Source organism: Pseudomonas batumici, from assembly GCF_000820515.1.
Lineage (GTDB): Bacteria > Pseudomonadota > Gammaproteobacteria > Pseudomonadales > Pseudomonadaceae > Aquipseudomonas > Aquipseudomonas batumici.
On the sequence record NZ_JXDG01000040.1, the window covers coordinates 50504 to 76884 of the forward strand.

Consider the following 26381-nt stretch of genomic DNA (forward strand, 5'->3'; position numbering starts at 1 on the left):
GACTCACCATGCTCAAGTACTTCGACCCGCACATTCATATGGTCAGCCGAACCACCGATGACTACCAGAACATGGCGGCCGCCGGTATCACCGGGGTCATCGAACCGGCTTTCTGGCAAGGCCAGGCCAGAACCAGCGTCGGCAGCTTCATCGATTACTTCGACACGCTGCTGGGCTGGGAACGCTTTCGCGCCAGCATGTTCGGCATCCATCACTTCTGCACCATCGGCCTCAATCCCAAGGAGGCCAATGACCTGTCGGTGGCCAATGAGGTGCTGGAGATCCTGCCTCGCTATCTGGTCAAGGACGGCGTCGTCGCGGTCGGCGAGATCGGTTACGACGACATCACCCCGGAAGAAGACCGCTTCCTCGCCGCGCAGCTGGAGCTGGCCAGGCAATTCAACCTGCCGGTGCTGGTGCACACCCCGCACCGCGACAAGATCGGTGGCACCAAGCGCACCCTGGCCGTGATTCGCGAGGTCGGTATCGCCGAGCACCTGGTGATCATCGACCACCTCAACGAACTGACCCTGCCCCTGGTGCTGGACAGCGACTGCTGGCGCGGCCACTCCATCTACCCCAACACCAAGATGTCGGAGCAGCGCATGGTCGCCCTGTTGCAGGAGTACGGCACCGAGAAGATGGTGGTCAACAGCGCCGCCGACTGGGGCATCAGCGACCCGCTCAAGGTACCGAAAACCGGCCAGGCGATGCTCGCCGCCGGTTTCAGCGAAGCACAGGTCGAGCAGGTGCTGTTTCACAATCCGGTGGACTTCTTCGCCCAGAGCGGACAATTGGACAAGACCCAGGTCAGCACCCCGCTGCCCATCGATCAACGCCGACAATGGCAGGAAAACTCGGCCCTGCGCGGTCAGGAGCCGGTGGTCAAATGAGCCAGGCCAGGGCATGGATGCCCACACAAATCGGTTATTGCAGCAACGTCCACCCCACCCCCGAGCTGGCCGGACTGTGCGCCTCGATCGAGGCGCATTTCCAGGGGGTGCGCCAGTTGCGCGGACTCAACGAGCAGGACAGCGGACTGTGGATCAGTGCCCTCGCCGCCGCGCAATTGCAGCAGATGTCGGCCCGTTCGAACTTCCTGAATCTGCTGCAACGCAGCGGGCTACGCCTGACCTCGCTGAATGGTTTTCCCTACGGCCAATTTCATCAGGGCGCGGTGAAAGCCGAAGTCTATCTGCCCAGTTGGGCCAATCCGAAACGGCTGGCGTACAGCCTGAATCTGGCGCGGATCCTCGCGCAGGCCTTGCCGCCAGACTGTCGCCAGGGGGTGATTTCCACCGTGCCGCTGGGCTATGCCGCCAGCTGGAACCCGAGGTTGCAGCAGCGTGCCGAGTCTCAGTTGCGCCAACTCACGGCTTCACTGGCCAAGCTGCATCTGAAGACAGGCAAGAAAATCGTGTTCTGCCTGGAGATGGAGCCGGACTGCGTGCTGGAACACACCGACCAGGCCATCGCCTTTTTCCGTCACTGGCAAACCACTGACCCGCACCATGAACATCTGGCGCTGTGTTTTGATGTCTGCCACCAGGCCGTGATGTTCGAAGACTGCTATCAGTCGCTGGACCGACTGCGTCAGGCACGGGTGCCCGTCGGCAAGATCCAGCTGTCCAACGCCTTGATCTGTCGCCTGCCCCTTCAAGACAGCAACCGGCGCGAACACGTCCTCAAGACATTGAGCGACTTTGCCGAAACCACCTACCTGCATCAAGTGAAAGCCCGAGATGCGCAGGACCGCTTATTGGCCTGGGCGGACCTTCCCGCCGCCCTCGACGATTGTGCAAAGAACCCGGGGCAATACCCGGAACTGAGGATTCATTTCCACATTCCGCTGTTCAGCGAACACCTGCTGTTGCCCGAACTCAGCGGCAGTCAGATCGCCCTGGCGCAGACCTTCGACTTTCTGGCGGACCATGGGGATTTTCGTCCCGTGCTGGAAGTGGAAACCTACAGTTGGGGCGTCCTGCCCGCCCAATTGCGGCCCACGACCGAGCACGCCCAACTCCAGGGAATCGCCGCGGAACTGCACTGGGTCGAAGACCAACTGCGGCAGCGGCATTTGCTGCATCCCCAGACACGGGAGGTGTACGCCGATGCCCTCTGATCACCCGCGTCAACCGCTGTTGCTGATCAACGTGGTGGGGCTGACACCGGCGCTGCTGGGGGCGGCGACGCCCCACATCAATGCCCTGTTGAAAACCGCCAAGATGGCCAGCCTGCAACCGGTGTTTCCGGCCGTCACGTCCACGGTGCAGGCCTCGATCCTCACCGGTCTGGCGCCGTCGGAGCACGGTATCGTGGGCAATGGCTGGTACTTTCGCGATCAGGCCGAAGTGCGTTTCTGGCTGCAGCCCAACGCACTGATCCAGGGTGAAAAAGTCTGGCAGGCACTCAAGCGGCAGCTCCCCGGGTTTCGCTGCAGCCAGTTGTTCTGGTGGTACAACATGTATGCGGACGTGGACGCCGCCATCACCCCACGCCCTCACTATCCGGCCGATGGTCGCAAGATGTTCGGCCTGTATTCGGCACCGGCAGCGTTACACGAGCGTATCGAGCGGCAGATTGGCGAGTTCCCCTTTCCAAGCTTCTGGGGCCCGGCGGCCGGTATCGCGTCGAGCCGCTGGATCGTCGACTGCGCCATGGCCGAATTCCAGCTCGATCGCCCCGACCTGCAGTTGGTCTACCTGCCCCATCTCGACTACAGCCTGCAGCGCCTGGGCCCGGATCATCCGTCGATTGCCGACGAGGTGCGGGCCATCGACAGTGAAGTGGGGCGTCTGCTGGCCTTTGCCCGAGCGCAAGGCGCGGCGGTGATGCTGCTGTCCGAATACGGGATCGAAGCCGTCGAGCAATCGGTCTCCATCAACCGTTTATTGCGCGCGGAAGGTTTGTTGCAGGTGCGCCAGTCGCTGACCTGGGAATTGCTCGATCCCGGCGCCAGTGCAGCCTTTGCCGTTGTCGATCATCAGATCGCGCATGTCTACGTGAAGCAGGCGCAAGACATCCCTCGGGTCAAGGCGCTGTTGCAGCGCCAGCCCGGTATCGAGCAGGTGCTGGATAAAGCCGAACAACGCGCCTGGCAGCTGGATCATCCGCGCAGCGGCGAGCTGGTGACCGTGGCCGCGGCGGGTTGCTGGTTCGATTACTACTACTGGTTCGACGATCGCAAGGCACCTGACTTTGCCCGCACCGTGGACATCCATCGCAAGCCCGGCTACGACCCGCTGGAGCTGTTCATCGACCCGGCCATCCGTTTCCCCAAATTGAAAGTGGCGCGCCGCCTGCTGCAGAAAAAGCTCGGCTTTCGCTACTACATGGACCTGATTCCGCTGGACACCCGCCTGGTCCGCGGCAGCCATGGCCGCCTGCCCGCTAGCGAACAGACCGGCCCGCTACTCATCACCGATTGCGATCTGCCGTTGCCTCAGCGTCTTGCGGCCACGGAAGTGAAGCAACTGCTCCTGGAGCACTTCCTGGGGCATTCACACACCGACCCGGCCAATGCCAAGGAGCTTCCATGCGGCGAGCCATTTCCATAACAGTTCTGAGTGCCTTGGCCGGTTTGGCCCAGGCCGAGAACACCAACAACTTCGACTGCACCAAATTCTTTCAATTCGGAGGAGACATCAACAAGACCCGGGCAGCGTTCAAGCAGAGTCCCGAGACCTTAGCCTGGAACTGGTTCGTCTGTTTGAACCAGCCCGCCGCCACCGGAAGCCCCAACCGTGAGTGGGAATCCATGAAACCCACCGACCAGGTCTACCTGGTCAATGGTGCCAAGCCCACCCCCTATGGCACGCCCGTACCGCCCCCGACCGAGGTGCTGGCGCAAGCCAAGACGCTGGGTTTGGACCCCTCCCGCACCTTCCATAACCTCAATGCCACGCAACAGGTCGATGGCATGATGCTGGAAATGGGCGGTGCCGTACCCCCGACCGAGCGCGGAAAACCCGTGCGCTTTCAACTGCTGATGGGCGAAGGCACCTTCGATTACATCGTGCAACACAAGGTCTACAACATGAACGGCCAGGCCGCCCTGACCAGCAACCTGGAGTTCCCCTCCCAGGCCTGGGAGTTGAAAGCCGCCTGGCTGTGGGTTGGCGCCAACACCGACTACAAACAGGCACTGGAAAAAGACGGTTACTACATCGCCCAGGCCTATTACCTGCAAGACGGCAAATACCAAGTCGGCTATGCGGCACTGAGCGGCTTGCACGTCATCAACAAGCTCAATCCCGACTGGGTCTGGACCACCTTCGAAAACCGCAACAACAGCAAGTACACCGTGACCAACGCTATCCCCGCCACGCCGATGACCAACACCACCGGGCCGACCAGCGCCGCCAAGCCGGTCAATAGCCAGTTCCAGGCCCAGTATCCCGGACTGTCGCGCTACGAACTGATCGGCGTCCAGTCCAGGACCAACCCCACTCTGCTGGCCAACTCCCAACTGGAGTCAGCCTTTCAGAGCCAGTCGTCGTGCTTTGCCTGCCATGACACAGCGGCTTACTCGGCGAAAAAGGGCTATTTCAATTTCGCCATGAAAGAACAGGGTGGCATCGTCTACCCCACCGCCCCCCCTCCGGACTCGGCTTTTGTCGGTTACAACAAACTGGACTTTGTCTGGTCGCTCAAACGCGCCCAGTGGCAACGCTAAGGAGCATGACATGAGCGTATTGAACTTCCCCCGTATCTACCTCAACGGCCATATGTTCTGGAACCCGCCGACGGCCAACAACAATGATGTGCTGCCGCTCTACGACGCGGTCAAGATGCAGATGAACTGGCGGTTTCTCGCAACATACGGGATCAACCCGGAGAACGCCGCCAGCACGTTGATGCCCTGGGCCATCGCGCCTTTGCCGATGAGCGACGTACCGGGCTATGCCCTGCAAGTACCGGGCAATGCCGGCCCGAAAAGTTACCCGATGATTCCTGCCGAATGGGACCTGTTCGGTGACAACGCCTGCGGCACGGTCGACTACGAGCAGATTCGCTCGGTGATCATTGGTGGCGAACTTCCCGGCGGCGGCTACGTTGAGCAGGATGCGCTGATCGACAAGCGCTACCAACTGCTTGGCAACCCGCTGGGCAGTAACAATCTCCCCCCCGCCCGCTTCGTGGACGTCAGCCCCTGGCAGAACACCTTCACGGCGCTGTACTTCGACAAGCTGGTGCTGGGGGACGCTGAGTGCGGCCTGACCCTCAATCGCCAATACCGGATGCTCGATCGTTTCCTGAACTTCAATTGGGGGGCATTGGGGGGCCTGATCTATGTCACCACCACCTGGCAGACCTGCTTTCCCAAAGAGAACCTGCAATGGGTGATCGGCAACTCGCAACTGCTCAAAGACCTCCAGGAGCAGATGGCGCTACAAAAGGCCAAGGGGCTGATGTTCCGGTTTTCCACCTTCCTGACCTGCTACGACAGAAACGGTATTTTCAACAACTACCCCCCCATCAACACCCACTCCACCGCCCCCGAGATGCAGGCCAAGGTGCAGGATCTGTATCAAAAAGGCCTGGATAATGCTGCCGATATTTTCTTCAACCCGGCCTACAGCCGTACCGCCGGCACCCTGGGCCTGTGGTTCGAGGATGAGTTCCCCACCGCACCGGCGGGCCGGCGCCTGGTCCCTGCCGGCGCCATCAATCCTTACAAAACCACACCTGGCGACACGCCCCTGCCCCCGGGAGCAGTCATACAACTGGGGGTGATCTCGACTCAGCTCCAGCCTCACAGCGATACCTTGTCGCTGGATCTGTCGACCACCTTCCCGTTCTATCCGCTCGACAAAGAGGCTGCCATTCCAGTGGCGGAAAAATTCCAGGCCGGCAATTACGTGCTCGGGATAAACGACGCAGGCCAATTCAGCCCCCTGGCCAGTTTTGGCTTCGACGACTATCGGCAGGCGGCCTTCGACAAACGCTCTGGCATCCTCGACTTGCCGCTGCGCCCCGGTGCCAGGGCAAAGCTGCAAAGCGGATCGCTGGAACTGCAAGGGGAAACCGCGACACCAGCCGCCACCCAGCAGATGTGGACCGCCGAAGTGGTGGAAAGCGCCAGTTTCATCGATGTCGGCGACAGCCGGACACTGCAGATCATGGTGCAATACGATGGTCAGCCAGCCCCGGCCGATACCGTGCTATGGGTGGCAGAATATGACAACGCCTTCATGCTGAGCACCAGCAACTACTACCTGGCGTTCAGCAACAAAACCGACTTCACGTTGTTCTACGACTATCCGTTGAACCGCACGAACAACAACGCCAACCTGCCGCAATTCGTCGATACTCCCAAAGCCCCCAGCCAGGCCAGCATAGGCAGTGGTCGCCGGCTCATGGCAGTACACGCCCAGGCGCCATCCGATGTGCCGATCCCCGTCACCTATCAACAATATCTGTCGACGCCCGCCTCGGTCGCCTTGAGCCCGTGCCTGAGCTTCAACGCTCCGATCCTCATGGAAGGCACACTGGAGGATCTGCAACACGGCAGCGTGAACTATTGTGTAACGCAGATTCGCACCGACGCCAACGGCATTGCCCGACTGACCGTCAAAGGCCAGGCTCCGGGATTCCCGACCTTGCGCTTCTTCGTGCAGGAAGGTGATCAACCGCCCGAGATCCCTTTCAGTTTCAGCTACACGGACGCCTACACCGACTTCCTCGCGCCGTTGCGGGTGCTGCCACTGGAGCCGACACTACAAGAGGACTTCGTCAACGAATGGAACCAGATCTACACGAAAATCGAGGCCCGGGTCCTGATCTGGGATAGCTTCATCTACCCCCGCATCCTGCAACCCTTCTATTACCTGTACCCAATCATGAGCAAATACATGCCGCTCAATTCCCTGGAGCGGATCGAGGGCGCCATCGATCAGTTGATTGTGCTGATCAGCAAGGAGTATCAGGAAGAAAGCACCCTGGCGATGCCGATTACCCGGGACATGTCGCAAAGCCGTCGCGCCGTACTCGAGCTCTGGGCGCAGTCCCTGGTGAAGCGCAACTACCCACCCCTGCCGCTCAGTATGAGTGACTACGACAACTGAACAACACACCTCCAACAGGACGCCGGGTGGCAACTCGTCACCCGGTGCTGCACAGGAGCATCAAATTATCGATTCAGCGGCTGCCGAACCTGCTGCCCGGGCCATGCAGCCGTAATTACTCACCCCAGTTTGAACATGGAGAGTACCTATGTCTGTTGCCATTCCTATCCCCGCCCAGCCTACCGAAACCTTGCGTCCCAACAGCCTTATCGCCGAGGGGCTGCTGAACCCGCGCGGCCTGTGTGTGGAGGCCGATGGCAGCCTGCTGCTGGTTGAGGCCGGGTCCGGTCTGCCGGAACAGACCTTCAGCGGTCGTATCAGCCGGCGGCGACCCGATCCGCAACAACCCGGCGCCTATCTACCCCCCGAAATCCTCGCGCAGGGATTTCGCTCGATGAACCTGCAGGCACGCATGCTGCGGGATGAAATCATGGGCCTTTCGGACATTGCCTGCGGTGACGGGCGCTACCTGGTCAGCCAGACGGATTATGTCGAGGGCTCGAAGATACTGGATCTGCAATACACCCCGCCCGAGCCGGTCTTCAGCAGCCGCGGCAATTTGAATTCGCTGTGTTACCACCCGACGCGCCGCAGTTGGCTGGCGGTCAAGCCCGATACCAACCAGCTCGTGGAGTTCACCGACGCACAGGGTGAGCGGGTCCTGGCCCAACTGCCCGACCTGGATCAGGGCCAGGACGCCGTGCCCGTGACCCTGGTGTACGAACCGGCGACCGAGGCCGTGCTGATCAGCCTGTTCTCCGGGGAACTGCACCGCTCCCCGGCACGCAAGGGCATCGACTTTGCCGATAAGGCGGGCCAGGTCATACGGGCCTGGCCTGGCAGCGGGCAGATCGACAGTGTGCTTTGCGGCCTGCAACTGCCCACTGGCCTGGCACTGTGCCCGGAGGGCAACCTGTTGGTGCTGGAACTCTGCGACCGGCTGTTGCAGCCACTGCCGCAGGACTGGGCGGGAGAGCCACTGCATGGCGGCTTCGCGCGCTTCAGTGGCCGCCTGTTGAGCTGCAATCTGCAGACCGCACACATCACTGTCCTTGCCCGCGGCCTGGATACACCGTCCAACCTGTGCCTGATACCCGGTGCGGTGCTGGTGAGCGAAGGCATGGGGTTACCCGGTCGCCCGCTGCCCACGCCGGAGAATGGTATCGCCGCCCTGACCGGCCGACTGCGCCGGATACAGCTATAGGTTTCCCGTTCGAAATTGGGACTATTCGAAAACGACCTAGCCCACGTTGATGATTGACTCGACGATCCAATTTCCGTTGCTAGTGTTATTCGTAGTGATACTTCCCGAAGGTTCGCGCTTTACTTCTGGAGGAGACCGAGGAGTAACTCCATGGAAGAATCCAATGGCAAAAGGACCCGAACTCAGCTGTTCAAAGAGTCGCACTTCAAACCACGGGGACGGGCTCTGATCCTTGCCGGGACTCTGTTGCTGATCAATATGACAGGTCTGTGGTTCATGCGGGTGGTGGCCGAACTCGATGAGAACGTTTTATTGCTGGCGGCCTTACTCGCAGCCTTCACCACGGTGATCGTCGGCACTCCGCTCATCCTGTTCCTGAGCCTGGGCTGGTTTTCCCGCTACAACGAATTCCAGAACAGCTTGAAAGGTGGCGCCCTGGCGGCCTATCTGCAACGTTTCTGGTCGCCTAGTCTCATCCATTCCCTCCAGGACGAAGGAAAACTGGGTCAGGATGCTCCAGGCGATCGTTGGCGAGTCTGCGCCGATGAAAACCCGATACTCTGCGAACGTTTGTTCGCGCGGATATACCACGAACAATATGGATTGGTGCCCTTTGCCGTGCCGTTCATCATTCTCCTGGCGGTGGTTTATGCAGCGGCCGCTTTAGTTGCCTGTAACTATGTCACTCAGAACTGCTTGTCCACGTTTCAAATCGCTTGCCTCTATGATCTTGACCATTCACTGGTGGTGAGTTCACTGGCGGGGGCGTTCATGTTTGTCGTCAGCGACTCGGTGTTGAGTATCCGGCGCAAATCATTGAACACTTCCGATGTGTATTGGTATTCCCTACGGTTGTTTCTGGCCATCCCCCTCGCCCTGGTGATCGCCAATGCTGGCCGGGGAGATGGCGCCCATATCGTCACGGCCTTCGCCTTGGGTACCCTGCCGGTGGATTCGCTCATGAAGATCGTGCGCAGGATGGGCTTTCCACAGATCACCCGTCAGGAAAAGCAGGACGGCAGTTCAGATAAGCTACTGGTCCTTGAAGGCGTCACACTACCGGTGGTGGCGACGCTGGAAGCAGAGGGCATCAGCTCCATCGAGCAGGTCGCCACGGCGGATCCGGTATTGCTTTCAATCCGTACCGGATTCCCCTTCAGGTTCACCTTGCGCCTGGGCTCCCAGGCCATCGTGCGCCGCCATCTGGGGGAAAACGCAGCCAGACTGCTTCCCGTGGGACTGGCGGATGTCGTCCCCGTCTATCTGCTGGTGCAGGCGCTCACCGCCGGGCCAAGCATGGATTCCCCCGGGTTTCCGTTGATCGAGACACCCGATCTGATCGTCGAAAACGCTGCCGCCCGCCTCTTCCCCAGCGAAGATGACGCCCAGCGCCAGGCCGTTACCAAAATGAAATTTCGTCAAATTGCGGCCGAAGAGTACACGGCGATGCTGGCACGGATAACGCCGCCCGATATCGGGCTGTAAAGGGGTGGCGTCGGATCGCGACTTCGCAAGACAGGTGGTTGGTCACTGGAGGTGAACACCATGAATCAGATTGAACATGTCGTCGTTGTCATGCTGGAAAACCGCTCACTGGATACGATGCTGGGCTGGCTCTATCCGAGTGACAGCCCGCCGTCGCATGTCTTGCCGACGACCAGTGCCCCTCAGTTTGACGGCCTGCGCCCCGGCATGTTCAACCCTCGCTCGGACGCCACCCCCGCGCGTCATATTGCGGTGACGCCGAATGCCAGCGGCTTTCAGATTCCAGATCCCGATCCGCAGGAAACCTTTGCCAACGTCACCTACCAGCTGTTCAGAGACGGTCCCGTAAGCCCTGACAACACGCCTCCCATGGGTTTCGTGGACAATTACGCCACCACGGAAACACCCAACCCCGATCAGATCATGCAGTGTTACAGCCCGGCGCAGTTGCCTGTGTTGGCGCAATTGGCCCGCGCCTATGCGGTGTCCGATGCGTGGTTCGCCTCCGTACCCAGCCAGACGTGGCCTAACCGTGCTTTTGTTCACGCCGGCACTTCCAATGGCCATGTCGACAACGGCACGCCTCCCGACCCATTCGCCTGGAATGTGCCGACCATATTCAACGTCCTGGAATCGATTGGCTGCAGTTGGAGCGTTTACAGCGACACCATCCTGACCCCCTCCCTGACCCGGACGATGTTCCCTAAATTATGGGACCCGGTGCTCAATCCCCACTTCAGGGGCTTTTCCGCTTTCCTGGATGCGTGTCAAACCCACTCGTTGCCCCGCTATTCGTTTATCGAGCCCAGCTTTCTATCCGACCCTAACGACCAGCATCCCCCTCATGATGTTCAAGCGGGCGAAGCCTTCCTGTATTCAATCTGGAAGGCTGTCAGTACCTCGCCGGGCTGGAACCAGACCTTGCTGGTCATCACCTACGACGAGCACGGCGGTTGTTTCGATCACGTCACCCCGCCATTCAATGCCGTTCCACCTGACCAGGCCCGTTCTGCGGAGGGTAACGGCTTCGACTTCAGGCGTTTTGGCGTACGGGTGCCAACAGTGGTGATTTCACCCTACATCCAGGCTGGCACCGTCTTCAGGTCGGACACCTCGAGTGCACCCTACGATCACACCAGTATTCTGGCCACCTTGCGGGACTGGGTCGGCATCCCGGCGAAGAACATGCTCACCAGCAAGCGGATTGCGGCGGCGCCGACGCTCAACCAGTTGCTCACCCTGAGTACAGCTCGTGCCGATTTACCCTCCATATCGGCGCCGACCGCCACCACCTTCGCGCAGCCGTCGCTGACTGCGGCGCTCAATGATCTTCAAAAAAGCCTGGTCACAGGTTCCGCAAGACGCTTCGGACTCGACCCGGCAGCGACACTGCAGACGATGAGTACTCGGCAACATGCCGTTGATTTCTTCACAAGAAGGATCACTCACGCACATTCTTAGGCTCCGTGCGAAAGCCTTCGCCCCCGCGAGTGCAGATGGACTCAAATTCTCGGCATGACCCCGTCGCCCCAAAAAGCGACAGGGCCGAGAGGTGGACCTGAGCTACTCCGCCTTAGCCGGATCACATGGGTGATGATCCATCGCAAAATCGCCATAAGCGAGCATGGCACTGTCCCAATTCACATCCATATGGGAGGCCATCACTTGAAGGTCCCGCCAGTGGCGTTGCACCGGACTCGCATCAAAAATCCCCCCTGTCCCTAGTTGCCACACAAGCTGTTGAACGGCCTGCACGCACAGTCGAACCAGATAGGCACGATCGCGCTTGAGTGTGACCAGCTCTTGCAGAGACAGCGACCTGCCCGCGACACCTGCGCTGTGGAGTAGAAATGCAATGGAGTGGTAAAGGTGCCTGGCACAGCTCAGTTGCGCCGCACACTCCGCAAGCTGCTCCAATCGTATCGGCCGAGTCTTTGATGCAGCATTTTCCTTAGTGACCTCGCGATTTCGCAGCGCTGCAACGCAATCGTCGTAGGCTCCTTCCGCGCAACCAAGGACGGGGCCGATATGCAGGCTGCCCAGATACGGAATGAACTCCACATCAAACAGATAGCCGCCCGGATTATGCCCAGCGCCAACCGGTGCGGACCCGAAACACTCGGACTGCAAAACCACCCACGCGTCTGACACAAAGACATTATCCAATCGCAGATCTTTTGATCCGGTACCGCACATTCCAGCGACGTGCCAGACATCCTCGACCTGAACCCGCTCTCTTCGCAGCGTAAATAACAGCGTTTGGCCAAGCGATGCATCTCGAGGATCCTTGCCAGACAACACCACCCAATGGGCATGATCGATCCCCGAACTGAAACACCAAGTCCCGCTGAGACGAAAACCACCGTCGACCTTCAGGATCGAAACACCTTTGGACACGGACGCAGTGGCAATGATTTGCCCCGGCCCATCGGCAAAGACCGTGTCCTGGCATAAGGAAGGAAGACGTCCGACAATCGCTGCATGGCTGCCCACAAGGCCAATCATCCAACCGGTCGACGGACAAGCCCGCGCGGCAATTCGGGAGGCTTCAACCAGGGTCGGCCAATCGCTTTGCAGGCCACCATAACGTCTTGGCACGACCAGTTGCATAAGCCCCCCGACAAGCAAGTCGTCCACGGTCTGCTGCGAAATACAGCGTGCCCGCTCAGTTTCGGCAGCCAGTGCTCGCCACCGCCCGAGGAGCGCTCTCGCTCGATCACAGGTTTCATGATGCCCCTGGGGTAACGCTGTCATCCAATCCATCAATATCGTCTCCTAACAACCAGCCGCGGGCTGTGAGAGCACCCTGACAACCGGATGCTCGAAGCAGAAGCCGTTGGGGATAATGGGCTGGCCAAGTAGCTCGATGAATTGGGTGATGCTTCTCTCGTTGTTGGAAGCAACAAACTCATAGAAGTTGGTGCCATTCCAGATGAGATAGACATGAGAAAAATAGCGGGAAGCCGCTTCGACGAAATCGGAAAAAAGGATCTGGCCGTTCTTCATCTGCGACAACATGGCATTCTTTTTCCAGGCTATTTCCTCCTCGGAAAAGTAATGAGACTTGTGCTGTTCATCCTTTACCCGTTCCCGCCGATGGTATTCGTCAATCTCCGGCTGATTGAGCTTCTCCAGGAAGAATGCGAGGCCATCCTCGCGCAGAAAACTCGAAACACCTCTCAGATGCTCGTCCCTGTTTCGTCCATAGAACTGGAAAGCCGCCATCTCATAGAGATAGTCAACCCCACGAAACAGCCCCTGCGAATCCAATGCCTGCGCCACGATCTCGCGGCTCACCTGAAGAAACGACCCTGAGTGGAAGGCGCAAAGTTCCTTGTCGGCATGGGCGTCGAAATGGATCTGGTTTGCCTTGTTCGGCGAGTTGGTCAGTGTCCGAATTGCCCCCTTGGCGTATTTTGCCAACGCCCTGCCGCTACTCCCATCAAACGCATCAATCTCCCACAAGGTGAAAGCGCGATCGTCCTGCTTACGCCGCTCATGGGTGTAGCGGGCAAGCGTCACCCCGACATGGGAAAGCTCTTCCAGAATACCCGGCACACTGGCCAGAAAATGCGCAAAAAGCGGGCCGGTCTGCGCCACCAATAGGTCATGGTAGGCCAGCACCTCCTGATCCTGAATCTGTTCGCGTATTCTCGTTGTCACAGGCTGCCTGGGCACCTGGACCTTGCCTCTGGCCAGGTCATCAAAATAGTCGGCCAGTTGGTTCATCGCAGAATCGACAAAGTCAGGATTCGAATCGGTGATCATTTCTGTAATTCCGTTTACACATTGAATGTTCAGTGAGCGCTGCAGCCATTAGTCGGCCGTCAGTAGATTCGCCGCTGTCTTGCCATTGAGGTTGCGCGGCAACGCCGCATAAAAACTCACGATGGCGGGGACCATGTACCAATCCAACTGCGCAGCGCAGTACTGGACAAGCGCGTCAGCCGACAACTCACAGCCTTTTTTCAGGACTACGCAGGCCTTGGGGACGTGTCCGGCCACCTCATCCGACAGGGGGATCACGACGGCCTCGCTGACTGCGGCGTGCGAGAGAATGACCTGCTCGATTTCCCTGGGATTGACCTGAAACGTGCGCCGGGTGAAGACGTTGTCCTTGCGGCCGACGAAATACAGGTACTGCTCGCTGTCCATTCTGAACAGGTCACCGGTGAAATAGACCCGCGCCTCGCCGAACAGATCGTTTCTGAGCACACGCCGGGTGAGCTCCGGTTTGTTCCAATAACCGAGCATCACCAGATCGCCAGCAACCACCAGTTCGCCTACCCGATCAGGTTGGGTGATCCGTTGCAGGTCTTCATCAACCAGGAACGCCCTGACCCCGGGAATCGGCTTGCCAACCGAACCGGGACGCTGATCGAGCTGCTCCGGCGGCAGATACGCGACTCGCTTGCACTCGGTCAGGCCATACATGGAGTAAACAGCAACATGTGGAAGGGACGCTCGTAATTGACGTATATGCTTGACTGGCAGCGCTTGCCCGCTGCTGGCGATGTATTTCAGGGACTTGAGTGTTTCGCCTTGAAACGCGTCCGGTTCAGCCTGTAACAGGAAGTGAACAGCGGGCGGCAGGATATGCATAGCAGTGATGCCATACTGCCGAATCAGCTCAAGCATCTGCTCGGGTCGTTCAGGCAGCGCACTCTCGGTCACCGAACGCCCGCCTCCGAGCAAAGGCATCATGATGTTGTAGAAGCCATAATCGAAATGCAGGGGTGAGAAATTCAGTACGACCGAGTCCTCGAAGCTACCTAGATAGCTGGATACCGCATCGTAGGCCGCCAGCATGTTCCGGTTGCTGACCGCGACACCCCTGGCGTCCTTCGTCGATCCGCTCGTATGGAAAATGGTGCAAACCTCTGCACTGTTCAGCGCCCCATCGCACAGCGCAAAGACCTCACGCACGCCATCGAATTCGGTGGTGCGCCACTGGCCCGGGCAGAATCGCTCGCCCATGTGCAGGACGAACTGTACATCGACCTTCCCCGTCAGTTCATCGAGGTTTGCACCTGCCGGCACGATCAAGGTCTTTGCCTTGATATCATTGAGCTGATGGATGAGTTTCTCGGTACCAATGCCGTAATGCATCAGGACCAGCACGAATCCGGCCTTCATCACCCCGAGCGCGCAGGCAATGGTTTCAAGGGAGGTAGGAGCATGCAGAGCGATTCGGTCCCCCACCACCATCCCCGTTGCCAGCAGGTGCTGGGCCGCTGCATCGGCCAGCTCGTCCAGCTCAGCATAGGTGAGCTGCTGCCCGGCGACGATCAGTGCGGCCTTATCCGGCGTATGCTGGGCGTGGTTTTTCACATATTCATGAAAAGGTCTCATTGGGTTACCTCGTTGCCATCCATCAGAGGCGCCTCGCCCGTACTCGTGTAGACGGCTTCGTTGCCCTTGGGAACGAGCAATACAATCGCACCGACGATAACTTCAAAAATCCCGCTACCGACAATGACCATACCGGTTTCGAACCGGGCATAGAGTGCCGCGCCGCAGGCCCCGGCAATGAGAATAGAGGCGCCCAGCGCGGCAAAGCGCAGTCTGGCCAACCCGGCGATTTCGCTTTGCCTGAAAGTGGTTTGAATGAGCAGGATGAACGAAATGTCGATCAGCGGCCCGCCGAGCGCGGCCAGACCGGCACCGAACATCATGCCGGCCAGGACGTACTCTGCCGGCAGGCACATCACCGCCGCACCGATGGTCGCAATACCCAGGCCGTTGACCACGGAGCCGAACGTAAAACCACCATACAGGCGACGGAGAGTCAGGTTGCCGACGACAAAAATAGAGATCAGGTTGCCGCAACCATAGGCGCCCATGATCAGACCATAGGCAGCAAATCCATGGACACCGAAGCCCTGGATGTCGTACTTGACCACCGCCAGTGCCATGCCGATCGAAATACCCAGGCTCCAGGCGACGTTGCCCAACCCGGCACACACATAGACCGCCTGCATCCGTCGGCGGCCGACCAGGCTGCGCCAACCGGCGGTGAAGGCGGCGCGCCGGCTAGTCAGCTTGATCGGTTGACGAGGCAATGCCTTGCTCAGCTTCATCACCGCCCAGGCCGAGACCAGGAATGTCAGGCTATTGAGGGTAAACAGATGCTCAAGCGGAATCAGCAGAGTAATGGCCGCCGCCAGCATCGGCCCAATCACCCGAGCCACCCGGATGATCGCGTCAAACAGTGCATTGACCGCCTGCAACTGGTCCGGCGCCGCGACAATCCGTGGCAGGCTGGCACGCAAGGCCGGTTCGAACAGGGAGTTGACGATCATCATGAGCATGACCGGCACCGCCAGCATCCACAGGCTCATGATGCCCAGCGCCCAGGCCAGCATCGGAATCAAGGCGAGTCCGGCCCGCACCAGGTCGGCACCGATCATCGTGCGCCGATGGTCCCAGCGCTCGGCCCAGATTCCCCCCAGCAGCGCCCCTGCCAGCGCCGCCCCACCGCGCAACGCACTGAGCCAGCTCGCATCGCTACCGGCGATCTGTACTGCCATCCAGGCGATGGCAATCGCGAAGAGCTCGTCACCAATGGAGGATAGTGCCAACCCTCCCCACAGCAACGCTACGGGCCGATGGAGCAATGGCCTGAACAATTTCATATCATCAACTCCGCACAGTCATTCAACTGGTCCGAAAGAAACCCATATCGTCTTGTTACTCGTTGGTTCGAAACAACTGGCTTCGTCAAACAGGCAGCCCATTGCGTAATTCAATACGAAGAGGCACTCTGGTTGTTAATAGCGTGGCGCTCGGTACCGACAAGAGGGGGATTGAAAACGCTGACCAGGATAAGGTCCGTGAACTTTCCGCCGCGCAGATAGTGACAATCATGTTTGTCCAGTACATACATATCTCCTGGACGGATTGTATGGACGGTGCCCTCCATATCTTCGATTTCGCCCTCGCCGCCAATGCAATAACAGGCCTCAAGATGATTGCGATAATGAAGCAGCGACTCGGTACCGGCTCGAACCACGGTATGGCAGATAGTAAAACCGACTCCGTCCCGCTCTGTCAGCAAGCGATGGCTGGTTCCTGAGCCCCACTCGACGAAAAAATCGGTTTTTTCAACATCGGAGATGCTACGAACAAACATATTCAGTTCCTTGTGAATATATGAATTTCCCACCTCAAAAGTACGAGGCAAACAGAGCGGCTGCATCGGTTAGCGTCAACTAGGTAAGGCCCAGACAACCCAACACACCACAAAAAATCAGCTGATCGCCAAACGCACATTTCACTGCCGAGGTAGCGCTATCTTTCGCAAGACAAAATGAACCATGCTGCCTCGCTCAGAGGCAAACACAACCAGATAACAGGGATGCTCTCCAAGCAAAATGCAGGAGCCATGTCGAAGAACGTGCTTATAGCACGCATGCCATTACGGCGGACTAGTCATTCCCTGACCCAATAGTCGCTCCTGAAGAATCAGAATCCTACTTGTAACATTTTATGAGTGTCAATGGCTTTTTTCAGACTCGATTCAATCCTGGCGACAGCAAAATAATTTACATACCGGATGAGCGCATTTATCTACTCGCGACCACACTCGATCAAGCAAAGAGTGAATGGGCTCAACGAGCATTGCACGACAACACGACTCACTGTCTCATCAGGATATTGAAGCGACAGCAGCGTTACCAACGCCGCTTCACACCCATCACCGGGCCAACTTCACGCTGGGCGCTGTGACCTTGCGCTGCCCGGTCTGGACCAGCACCACCCCGCCAAGAATCAGGGCCAGTGCCAGCAGCTCGATGCCCGTGACTGGCTCCCCCACCACCGCACCGATGATGACAGCCACGACAGGGGCGATATAGGTCGCGCCGGATGCCCGCACCGGGCCGAGCTTCTGGATGATGTAGTAGTAGATCAGGAACGCCCCACCCGTGCCGAGCATGCCCAACCCGATGATCGCGCCGAGCGTGGCATGAAGATCCGCCGAAATCGCCGTGATGCCGTGGAAATCAGTCAGGATCAGCAGGGTCAGCACTGCAAGCCCTGCCTGCCACGTGGCCAGGGCCAGCGGCGCAAGGTTCAGCGGCGAAAGGTAGCGTCGAGCATAGACGAAGGAAGCGCCAAGGCTCAGCGTCCCGACCATCATCCAGATCACCCCGAGCAGCGGTACACCGTTCGCCCCCTCCCACGGGCGCGCACTCAGGACGATTCCCGCAAAGCCCAGGGCGATACCCGCCGCCATGCGGCGGGTCGGGCGTTCTTCACGCAGGAACAGCAGCGCACAGAGGAAAGTGAAGATCGGGATCGAACCGCTCAACAGGCCGGCGACACTGGTGGGAAGCAAGGCTGTCCCAGCCACGAACCCGTAGTAATAGAGGGTGGTCGCCAGCACCGACATCACCGCGAAGTGCAGTTGCGTACGCTGGCGCTTGTGCATGATGCCCATGACCACTGGCCGAAGTTCCTGTCATCCGGCGGCGAGCTCTCGGGAGCGGTGTTCAACCAAACGACACTGGCGCTGGACGCCGCCCTGGCCGGCCAGGGCGTCGCTCTGGCATGCCGGGCTTTCGTGGCGGCCGACCTGAAGGCCGGCCGGCTGGTGCAGGTGACGAATACGACCGCCCTCATCGAGCCCGACTATTTCCTCGTCCGCAAGCGATCATCGTCGCCGAGAAAGGCCGCGGATGCGGCATGGGATTGGTGCGCGAAAAGATTGGGGCCTGCCTAACGGGATGCCGCCCTGCTACAGACCTGTCACCAGCAGATTGGATGGCGGGGGCGACGAGGGATCAGGATTGGGAGATGTATTGCGCTTCGACTTTAACACCCAAGCGACTTAACGCTCGTGCAACGTGGGTAGCCCTTCCAATGTCTAGGAGTGCTTTGGACAAGGTCGGTCAGTGCTTCGCCAAACACTACTGCGCAAGGCAATTCCATCGTCATTTCCTCATTTTTTTGTCGTAGGGATAACTGCTGGCTGATCAGCTTCGACCGACATCACTGTTTGCAACAACAGCCGACAGGCGTGCTGAAGGCGTGTTGGCCGACGCGTTCAAATATTAAAACCAGGTTTCCATTTGTATACCGTATTGCCATACACCTCCGGCGTTGAAGTCCGTCTTGCCGAAGGAGCCTGAGGTACTGTATCTGTCCAGATCGGAAGACCAATTCATGAAACTTGCAAACACTCGCAATTCGGGGCGCGTGAGAAGATCTCCAACGTCAGGCTTGAATGTCGGGGCGACAGTAAATTTCCAGAAGTTACCGTTGACCGCATTACGTTGTAGATAGCCTTTGGGGTCGAGGTTCATGGTTTGCCAGCTCACTTCGTAGGCCATCTCGAAATTGCTGTTGATTTCGTTGGCCAAACGCATGTTCAGGGTCAGCCAGCGGTAGTCGTCACCCTTGACGTATCTATTCTTGCTTTGTTCGGCCAGCAAGCTGGGGCCTATGCGCCAGCCTGGCGCAACGGGTGTCTCGCCGTAAAGCGCCAGACGCAGAGCGCGGGCATCGCTGATCAGCTCGCCATCCGAGCCAATATTCTTGACCTCCGCCCCCAGACCTTGCCCATAGAGCAGCGCCGTTTTGAAGAAGCCTTCCCTGCCGAAAAAGTTTTTCTGGTGATTAGCCAGCATGCTGTGTAAACCGGAGTCTGCCGGCGTCAACCCCGCTTGGTTGGTGCGGGTACCGAAATCGTTTTTCTTTGAGCCGATGGCATTGAACATCCACTGCCACTGACCCTCATCGAAGAACTGGTTGGAGGTCAGAATGTAGCTTTGTACATTTGCATCAATACCGCCTTTACTGAAATCCCCATAGGTACGCCCAATCAGGGAGTAATTCGAGCGCCAATCCTTGTTCATCTGCACATCGTAGATTCCACCCCCGGTGCCGGCCAGAAAGACGACGTCCGAGTCCAGCCAGTGGATGTCGAAGTTATCTCGATCAAATCGCTTACCTGCCCACAGGGTGGAGTTCTCGAACACTGAGTTGCCCTTGAACGCGGCGAGATGGTCGAGCTCTGTAAATACCTGACGCACGTTCAGCTTGCTTTCGTTGGCCGTCCAGTCATTGGCAGTCTCCACACCGTCGGCGATGGAGACCGTGAATTTGGAACGGGTACCGTTTTGCGCATAAATTTCTTTCGACAGGTCCATGCGCACGTAGGTGTCGTCTTCGTTACCGAGTCGCCCAACGGCACCACCCACTGAACCGGCCGGGGTTATATAAGGCCCTCCACGACCGCCACCAAGCCCTTCGTCAATCAGCAATCCGGAGCGGGCGTAGCCTTTGAAGCTGAATCCGTCAGTGAGGTGTTCAGTACCGCCCTGCTTTTCCATGCTCTGCTGACGGGCTTCTAGTTTTTCCACTCGAGCATCCAAAGTAGGCGTCGGAATGGCTGCCGCTGTGGGCGCCGCGGGCTGCAAGGCGGGATTGGTGAGTCTGATTTGCTGCAACTCCCTCGCGAGCGCCTGGGTTTGCAGCTCGGCTGCAGCCGCACGCTTTTCCGCTGCGCTTGCACGAGCTTCAAACGCACTCATGCGTTCTTCCAAAGTATCGGCCTGAGCGATTGCCACCGATGTGCTGAGCACGCCTGCGAGTAGCCAGCTTGATGCTTTCTGCATTTGAATTTCCTGTCTTGTTTTTATTGTTTTGCTCGGGTGGCCAGCCTTTTTCCGTGAGTCGTGAATTGTCCGAGTCGACGAAAAAAGGGTGCCAGATCCCGAATACGCTGCTACATTGGCGATGGTAACGTTAACTTTTCTAAAAACAAAAATAAAGAGGGCTTTATGAAACGACTAAAAACTCTCCTTCCAGCAGCGCTACTCACCCTCTGTGCCGGACTTCCATCCGTCTCGAGCGCAGCCGATTTGACGATCTCGTGCGGTGCGGTGGGTGCAGAGTTACAACTCTGCAAGGAGGCTGTCGAGGCGTGGTCGAAACAGACCGGCAACAATGTCGAGGTGGTTTCCACGCCTAACTCGGCGACCGAGAGGCTGTCGTTCTACCAACAGATCCTCAGTGCGCAGTCCACCGACATCGACATCATTCAAATCGATATGGTGTGGCCGGGGATGCTGGCCAAACATCTGATGGATCTGCGCGAGGTGCTTCCAGCCAACGCTACCCAAGGCTATTTCCAGGCGCAGGTCGATAACGCCACGGTAAACGGACGGCTGGTGACGATGCCGTGGTTCACCGACTCGGGTCTGCTGTATTACCGCAAGGACTTGCTCGAAAAGTACAACAAGCCGGTTCCCCAGACGTGGGAGGAAATGACCGCGACCGCCAGGGATGTTCAACAGGCCGAACGCAACGCCGGCAACTCCAATGTGTGGGGTTATATATTTCAGGGACGCGCCTACGAGGGCCTGACGTGTAATGCGCTGGAGTGGATCAGCAGCCAACCGGAAGGTGGGCTGATCAATCCACAAGGAGACATCGTGGTTAACAGCCAGGCCTCAAGAGCTGCTTTGACCCTGGCGAAAAGCTGGGTGGGAGATATCTCCCCACGTGGTGTACTGAATTACACCGAGGAAGAAGGACGTGGCGTATTCCAGTCGGGAAATGCGCTGTTCATGCGTAACTGGCCTTATGCCTGGGCCCTGGTGCAGGGCCGGGACAGTGCCGTAAAAGACAAAGTAGGGGTCGCTCCCCTGCCCCGGGGTGGCAAGACCGGCAACCATGCATCCACCCTCGGTGGGTGGGGCCTGGCGGTCTCGCGTTACAGCGCCCATCCAAAACTTGCCGCAGAGCTGGTGAGCTACCTGACCAGTGCCCAACAGCAAAAACATCGTGCTCTGATAGGCGCCTATAACCCGGTTATCGAGTCGCTGTATCAAGATCCCGAACTGCTCACGGCAATGCCTTATTACAGCCAACTCCATAGCATTCTCAACGATGGGGTCATGCGCCCCGCATCGATAGCCGCCGATCGCTATCCACGGGTCTCCAATGCGTTCTTCGATCGAGTGCATGCCGTGCTGGCAGGTGAGTTGCCTGTCGATCAGGCGCTGGCTGAACTGGAAAGTGAACTCACCCGCATCAAACGCCGGAACTGGTAAGCCACAAGGAAGGAAATCACCATGTCTGTTTCTACTACACATGCCCCCTGTGACGAGCGCCTGCTCACCAGAGAAACGCCTATACAGCGTCGTCGAGTACGCGCCGCCTGGCTGTTTCTGACACCGATGTTGTTGTGTCTGGCCCTGGTGGCGGCCTGGCCGCTGCTGCGGACATTCTGGCTCAGCCTGACCGACGCCAACCTGGCGGACACCAGTGGCGGATCCTTCGTAGGCTTGAGCAATTATCTATTCCACAACGGTTCCAACTGGTCGGGCATCCTGGTCGATCCACAGTGGTGGAACGCGGTGCGCAACACGTTGCATTTCACCGTGGTGTCGGTGGGACTGGAGGTCGTCTTGGGGCTGCTGGTGGCGTTGTTGCTGAACATCAAGTTCACAGGCCGCTCCCTGGTGCGTGCGTTGATTCTAATTCCTTGGGCGATTCCTACCATTGTCTCAGCGAAGATCTGGTCATGGATGCTTAACGACCAGTTCGGCATCATCAACCATCTGATGCTGAGCCTCGGCCTGATTGACGCTCCTCTGGCCTGGACGGCAGAGGCGGATCTGTCGATGTGGGCGGTCATCATCGTCGACGTCTGGAAGACCGTACCTTTTGTCACGCTGCTGATGCTGGCTGCCTTGCAGATGTTGCCGAGCGATTGCTACGAAGCCGCCAGGGTCGATGGCATTCATCCGCTGAAGGTGTTCTGGCGTGTCACGCTTCCACTGTTGATGCCTGCATTGCTGGTGGCGGCGATCTTTCGCATCCTCGATTCCCTGCGGGTATTCGACGTTATCTATGTGCTGACCTCGAACTCTTCGAGCACCATGAGTATGTCGGTCTATGCCCGCCAGCACCTGGTGGAGTTCCAGGACGTTGGCTACGGCAGCGCTGCCTCAACTCTGCTGTTTCTGGTCGTGGCGGTGATCGCCATGCTTTATCTCTACCTCGGACGCCGCCAACTGGAGGTTCGCTCATGAACCAGCGTCTACTCAAAAAGGCGCTGTTGCGCCTCGGGTTCTGGTGTCTGATCGGGATTTTGCTGCTGTATGCGGTCTTCCCTTTCTACTACGCCATCGTGACTTCGCTGAAGCCATCCAGCGCCTTGTTCGAGGTGAGCTATTGGATCGACAGTCCCGACTTCTCCAATTACGCGGCGGTACTCCACCAATCCTCATTCCTGAGAGCTATCGGTAACTCGCTGGTGGTTGCGCTTTGCGTGGTGACGCTGGCGCTGTTTCTCAGCCTGACCGCCGCCTATGCCTTGGGCAGGGTGAAGTTCCGTGGGCGTGGCACGGTATTGATGATGGTTCTTGGCGTCTCAATGTTTCCCCAGGTCGCTGTACTGTCGGGGCTGTTCGAAGTGATCCGCGCCTTGGGTCTGTACAACACGTCTTGGGCGTTGATCCTGAGCTACACGATTTTCACCCTGCCCTTCACCGTCTGGGTGCTGACCACGTTCATGGGGCAACTGCCCCATGAACTGGAAGAAGCGGCAATCATGGATGGCGCTTCGCCCTGGGTCACACTTACCCGTGTGCTGTTGCCGCTGCTCTGGCCCGCACTGGTCACCACTGGCTTATTGGCCTTTATCGCAGCGTGGAACGAGTTCCTATTTGCCCTGACCTTCACCCTCACAGACACGCAACGCACGGTGCCGGTCGCCATCGCCTTGATTTCCGGCGGGAGTCCTCATGAGCTGCCTTGGGGGATGTTGATGGCCGCATCGGTGCTGGTCACCGTCCCACTGGTGATTCTGGTGCTGATATTCCAGCGCCGAATCGTTTCCGGTCTCACTGTCGGCGCGTTAAAGGGTTGATGCCCAACAAATACAAGGAACAGCATCGTGATCAAATTGAAGCTAGGCAACGTGAACAAACAATTGGGCGGCGCGCGGATTCTTCGCGACGTCAGCTTGGAGATCGCTGCAGGTGAATTCGTGGTGTTCGTTGGCCCTTCGGGCTGCGGAAAGTCGACTCTGCTGCGATTGATCGCCGGACTGGATTCGATCTGCGCCGGCGACCTGCTGATCGACGGGCGGCGGGTCAACGACCTGGAGCCGCGCGAGCGTGGCGTCGGCATGGTGTTTCAGTCTTATGCGCTGTACCCGCACATGAGCGTCTACGACAACATCAGTTTTGGTCTCAAACTGGCCAAGACTGAAAAGATCAGCTTGCGCGAGCGGGTACTGAAAACTGCGCAAATACTGCAATTGGACAAACTGCTGCAACGCAAGCCAAAAGAACTGTCTGGAGGGCAGCGTCAGCGTGTGGCCATGGGCAGAGCCATGGCGCGGGAGCCGGACATTTTGTTGTTCGATGAGCCGCTCTCCAACCTGGATGCATCCTTGCGGGTGCAGATGCGCAACGAAATCGCCCGGCTGCATGCCCGACTGGGCTCGACCATGATCTACGTCACTCACGATCAGGTGGAAGCGATGACCCTGGCCGACAAAATTGTCGTGCTCAATGGCGGTCGCGTGGAACAGGTCGGCTCACCGCGCGAACTCTATGAGCACCCGGCCAGCCGCTTTGTCGCCGGTTTTCTGGGCTCGCCCAGAATGAACTTTCTGGCGGCGCGCCTGCATGCCCCAGGCGAAACCAGCCTGGTCGATACCCCGGTTTTGGGTATGACCTCCCTGCCCTTCGACAGCTCAAACCTGGCAGTGGACACTCTACTAAGCCTCGGGGTTCGCCCGGAGCATGTATCGCTCAAAGCGGCGGATGGAACCGTTGGCGTCATCGTGACCGGCGTCGAATACCTGGGCAGCGAAACCTATGTGCACCTCGATATCGGGCAGGACGATCCACTGGTCTGTCGTTGTGCGGTCAACGCCGGATGGCAGGTCGGCGATTGGGTCGAGCTGCAGCTGGACATCGGTAATCTGCACTTGTTCGATGCCGACGGCACGGCCTTGAGGCGCCCCCCACAAACCATTGAAACCCTGCCAGATGGAGTCTCTCTGCGCTCGGTACGAGCAGGCGCCCTATGACCTTGTCCTTGAATTCCATGAGCGACCCAATGTCCGCTACCCTTGAGCTTGCGCAGCGTGCACTGAGTGACGGCCTGTCTCGCGTCATCCACGATTATCGACCCGGTTATCATATTGCTCCCCCGGCGGGCTGGATGAACGACCCTAACGGAGTGGTGTACTTTCGTGGCGAATATCACGTTTTCTATCAACATTACCCCTTCGAGGCGAAATGGGGGCCGATGTATTGGGGGCATGCCAAGAGTGCCGATCTGGTTCATTGGCAGCATCTGCCCATTGCGCTGGCACCCGGTGATGACTTCGACCGTGACGGTTGTTTTTCCGGTAGCGCGGTGGTGTGTGGCGATACCTTGGCGCTGATCTACACCGGACACACCTGGCTGGGAGAAGTGGGTGACGAATGCTCGATCCGTCAAGTGCAGTGCCTGGCCACCAGTATCGACGGCATCCATTTCACCAAGCATGGCGCAGTCATCGAGACCGCGCCGCAAGACACCATCATGCACTTTCGTGACCCCAAAGTATGGAGGGAGGATGACGGCTGGTACCTGATTGCCGGCGCACGCCTGGGCGACGTGCCACTGCTGCCGCTGTACCGCTCCACGGACCTGCACGACTGGGAGTTCCTTGCCTATGTGTCCAGCGGCAACGAGGGCGATGGCTATATGTGGGAGTGCCCGGATCTGTTTCGGCTGAATGGGCAGGATGTACTGCTTTACTCCCCTCAGGGCATGCAGCCTCAAGGTTACGAACGGCTCAACAAGTACCAGACCGGTTATCGAGTGGGCCGACGGGACAGCGAATGGCGCTTCAATGGAGGGCCTTTTATCGAACTGGATAACGGTCACGATTTCTATGCGGCGCAAACACAACTGGCCGCCGATGGTCGGCGCCTTGTATGGGCGTGGCTGGACATGTGGGAAAGCCCGATGCCGAGCAACGCCCATCACTGGTGCGGCATGCTCAGTTTGCCGCGCGAACTTGAACTGCGCGCAGATCGCCTTTGCGTGTATCCGGCACGGGAGCTCACCGCTCTACGCAAGGCGCCATTGCCGGACACGCCCTGGTGGGAGGGGTCAGGAACCCGGTGGGTGCCGGAAGTGAAAGGCGATATGCTCGAAATCCATGTGCATCTGGATTTGCTAGGCTGCACCGACGGCCACCTGGGAATCGCCTTGCGCTGCAGCGACGATGGCCATGAAGAAACCCTGCTCTACTACGATGCGTCGCTGCAGCGTCTGGTGCTTGACCGTAGCCGCTCGGGTGCGGATGCGCAAGCCACAGGTCAGCGCAGCGTGTCGATAGACCCAACACAAGAGCGGCTGGCACTGCGTGTGTTCCTTGATCGCTCGTCCATTGAGGTGTTCGACGAAAACGGGCGCTTCAGCCTAAGCAGCCGCCTCTACCCACAGCCCAGTAGTCTGGGTGTGAAGCTCCTTGCAAGCGGAAGTGGTGGGCGTGTCTCCATTCCCAGGGCATGGCCACTCGCCTCGGGATGGCTATGAACCGCGTCATTCGAGTCGCGAGAAGCGCAGTCCATGTGTCATGATTCTGCATCAACCTGACCGGT

21 protein-coding genes and 1 pseudogene are annotated in these 26381 nt (G+C 58.7%); 14 read left to right on the forward strand and 8 right to left on the reverse strand.

Annotation, left to right across the window (positions count from 1 at the left end):
• Positions 1-8: 8 nt before the first annotated feature.
• The 8 genes from UCMB321_RS15340 to UCMB321_RS15375 all read left to right on the forward strand — a co-directional run bounded on the left by UCMB321_RS15340 (position 9) and on the right by UCMB321_RS15375 (position 11217).
• Positions 9-893, forward strand: coding sequence for a TatD family hydrolase (locus UCMB321_RS15340; RefSeq protein ID WP_040068251.1), 885 nt, complete (start codon positions 9-11; stop codon positions 891-893).
• Positions 890-2122, forward strand: coding sequence for a metabolite traffic protein EboE (gene eboE, locus UCMB321_RS15345; protein ID WP_040068253.1), 1233 nt, complete (start codon positions 890-892; stop codon positions 2120-2122). Before UCMB321_RS15340 ends, eboE begins: the two co-directional genes overlap by 4 nt.
• Complete coding sequence (locus UCMB321_RS15350) at positions 2112-3557, forward strand: alkaline phosphatase family protein (protein WP_040068255.1); 1446 nt, start codon at positions 2112-2114, stop codon at positions 3555-3557. Before eboE ends, UCMB321_RS15350 begins: the two co-directional genes overlap by 11 nt.
• On the forward strand, positions 3536-4675 hold the full coding sequence (locus tag UCMB321_RS15355; protein WP_040068257.1) for a hypothetical protein: 1140 nt from the start codon (positions 3536-3538) through the stop codon (positions 4673-4675). Before UCMB321_RS15350 ends, UCMB321_RS15355 begins: the two co-directional genes overlap by 22 nt.
• Positions 4676-4685: 10 nt before the next feature.
• The gene (locus tag UCMB321_RS15360; RefSeq protein ID WP_040068259.1) at positions 4686-7067 is read left to right on the forward strand and encodes a hypothetical protein; all 2382 of its coding nucleotides are present in this window, start codon (positions 4686-4688) and stop codon (positions 7065-7067) included.
• A 148-nt stretch (positions 7068-7215) separates the two neighbouring features.
• On the forward strand, positions 7216-8271 hold the full coding sequence (locus UCMB321_RS15365) for a hypothetical protein (protein WP_040068261.1): 1056 nt from the start codon (positions 7216-7218) through the stop codon (positions 8269-8271).
• 150 nt (positions 8272-8421) lie between these two features.
• Positions 8422-9756 carry a hypothetical protein gene (locus UCMB321_RS15370; protein ID WP_209437181.1) on the forward strand — a complete coding sequence of 445 codons (1335 nt, stop codon included), beginning with the start codon at positions 8422-8424 and terminating at the stop codon, positions 9754-9756.
• Between the two features lie 60 nt (positions 9757-9816).
• Positions 9817-11217 carry an alkaline phosphatase family protein gene (locus UCMB321_RS15375; RefSeq protein WP_040068264.1) on the forward strand — a complete coding sequence of 467 codons (1401 nt, stop codon included), beginning with the start codon at positions 9817-9819 and terminating at the stop codon, positions 11215-11217.
• Positions 11218-11319: 102 nt separating this feature from the next.
• On the opposite strand, the gene UCMB321_RS15380 is transcribed toward UCMB321_RS15375, so the two are convergent.
• The 6 genes from UCMB321_RS15380 to UCMB321_RS31440 form a co-directional block, all read right to left on the reverse strand.
• The gene (locus tag UCMB321_RS15380) at positions 11320-12366 is read right to left on the reverse strand and encodes an acyl-CoA dehydrogenase family protein (protein WP_167337443.1); all 1047 of its coding nucleotides are present in this window, start codon (positions 12364-12366) and stop codon (positions 11320-11322) included.
• A 165-nt stretch (positions 12367-12531) separates the two neighbouring features.
• Positions 12532-13524 (reverse strand): hypothetical protein, encoded by a 993-nt coding sequence (locus tag UCMB321_RS31230; RefSeq protein WP_040068266.1) that lies wholly within the window; start codon positions 13522-13524, stop codon positions 12532-12534.
• A 48-nt stretch (positions 13525-13572) separates the two neighbouring features.
• Entirely contained in the window at positions 13573-15108 is a 1536-nt protein-coding gene (locus tag UCMB321_RS31235) for a class I adenylate-forming enzyme family protein (protein WP_040068269.1), read from the reverse strand.
• Positions 15105-16391 carry an MFS transporter gene (locus tag UCMB321_RS15395; RefSeq protein WP_084615051.1) on the reverse strand — a complete coding sequence of 429 codons (1287 nt, stop codon included), beginning with the start codon at positions 16389-16391 and terminating at the stop codon, positions 15105-15107. The genes UCMB321_RS31235 and UCMB321_RS15395 overlap by 4 nt, the downstream gene beginning before the upstream one ends.
• Positions 16392-16501: 110 nt before the next feature.
• Positions 16502-16888: an ectoine synthase gene (locus UCMB321_RS30110; RefSeq protein WP_084615053.1), complete on the reverse strand. Its 387-nt coding sequence runs from the start codon at positions 16886-16888 to the stop codon at positions 16502-16504.
• 564 nt (positions 16889-17452) lie between these two features.
• The gene (locus UCMB321_RS31440) at positions 17453-18187 is read right to left on the reverse strand and encodes a DMT family transporter (protein WP_245220807.1); all 735 of its coding nucleotides are present in this window, start codon (positions 18185-18187) and stop codon (positions 17453-17455) included.
• On the opposite strand from UCMB321_RS31440, the gene UCMB321_RS31445 reads away from it, so the two are divergent.
• Positions 18164-18478, forward strand: coding sequence for a LysR substrate-binding domain-containing protein (locus UCMB321_RS31445; RefSeq protein ID WP_245220808.1), 315 nt, complete (start codon positions 18164-18166; stop codon positions 18476-18478). The two genes, UCMB321_RS31440 and UCMB321_RS31445, sit on opposite strands and share 24 nt — an antisense overlap.
• Before the next feature lie 94 nt (positions 18479-18572).
• On the opposite strand, the pseudogene UCMB321_RS31450 reads toward UCMB321_RS31445, so the two are convergent.
• Positions 18573-18687, reverse strand: a pseudogene (locus UCMB321_RS31450) (carbohydrate kinase); the annotation flags it as partial.
• Positions 18688-18809: 122 nt separating this feature from the next.
• Positions 18810-20375: a carbohydrate porin gene (locus tag UCMB321_RS15415; protein WP_040068273.1), complete on the reverse strand. Its 1566-nt coding sequence runs from the start codon at positions 20373-20375 to the stop codon at positions 18810-18812.
• 165 nt (positions 20376-20540) lie between these two features.
• On the opposite strand from UCMB321_RS15415, the gene UCMB321_RS15420 reads away from it, so the two are divergent.
• Genes UCMB321_RS15420 through UCMB321_RS15440 form a run of 5 tightly spaced genes read left to right on the forward strand, consistent with a single transcriptional unit; the run spans position 20541 to position 26316 of the window.
• The gene (locus UCMB321_RS15420; protein ID WP_040068275.1) at positions 20541-21815 is read left to right on the forward strand and encodes an ABC transporter substrate-binding protein; all 1275 of its coding nucleotides are present in this window, start codon (positions 20541-20543) and stop codon (positions 21813-21815) included.
• Positions 21816-21836: 21 nt separating this feature from the next.
• Positions 21837-22799 (forward strand): carbohydrate ABC transporter permease, encoded by a 963-nt coding sequence (locus tag UCMB321_RS15425; RefSeq protein ID WP_040068277.1) that lies wholly within the window; start codon positions 21837-21839, stop codon positions 22797-22799.
• Positions 22796-23638, forward strand: a complete 843-nt coding sequence (locus tag UCMB321_RS15430; protein WP_040068279.1) for a carbohydrate ABC transporter permease — start codon at positions 22796-22798, stop codon at positions 23636-23638. Before UCMB321_RS15425 ends, UCMB321_RS15430 begins: the two co-directional genes overlap by 4 nt.
• Positions 23639-23665: 27 nt before the next feature.
• On the forward strand, positions 23666-24811 hold the full coding sequence (locus UCMB321_RS15435) for an ABC transporter ATP-binding protein (RefSeq protein ID WP_040068280.1): 1146 nt from the start codon (positions 23666-23668) through the stop codon (positions 24809-24811).
• Positions 24808-26316, forward strand: a complete 1509-nt coding sequence (locus UCMB321_RS15440) for a glycoside hydrolase family 32 protein (RefSeq protein ID WP_167337444.1) — start codon at positions 24808-24810, stop codon at positions 26314-26316. The genes UCMB321_RS15435 and UCMB321_RS15440 overlap by 4 nt, the downstream gene beginning before the upstream one ends.
• Positions 26317-26381 lie beyond the last annotated feature (65 nt).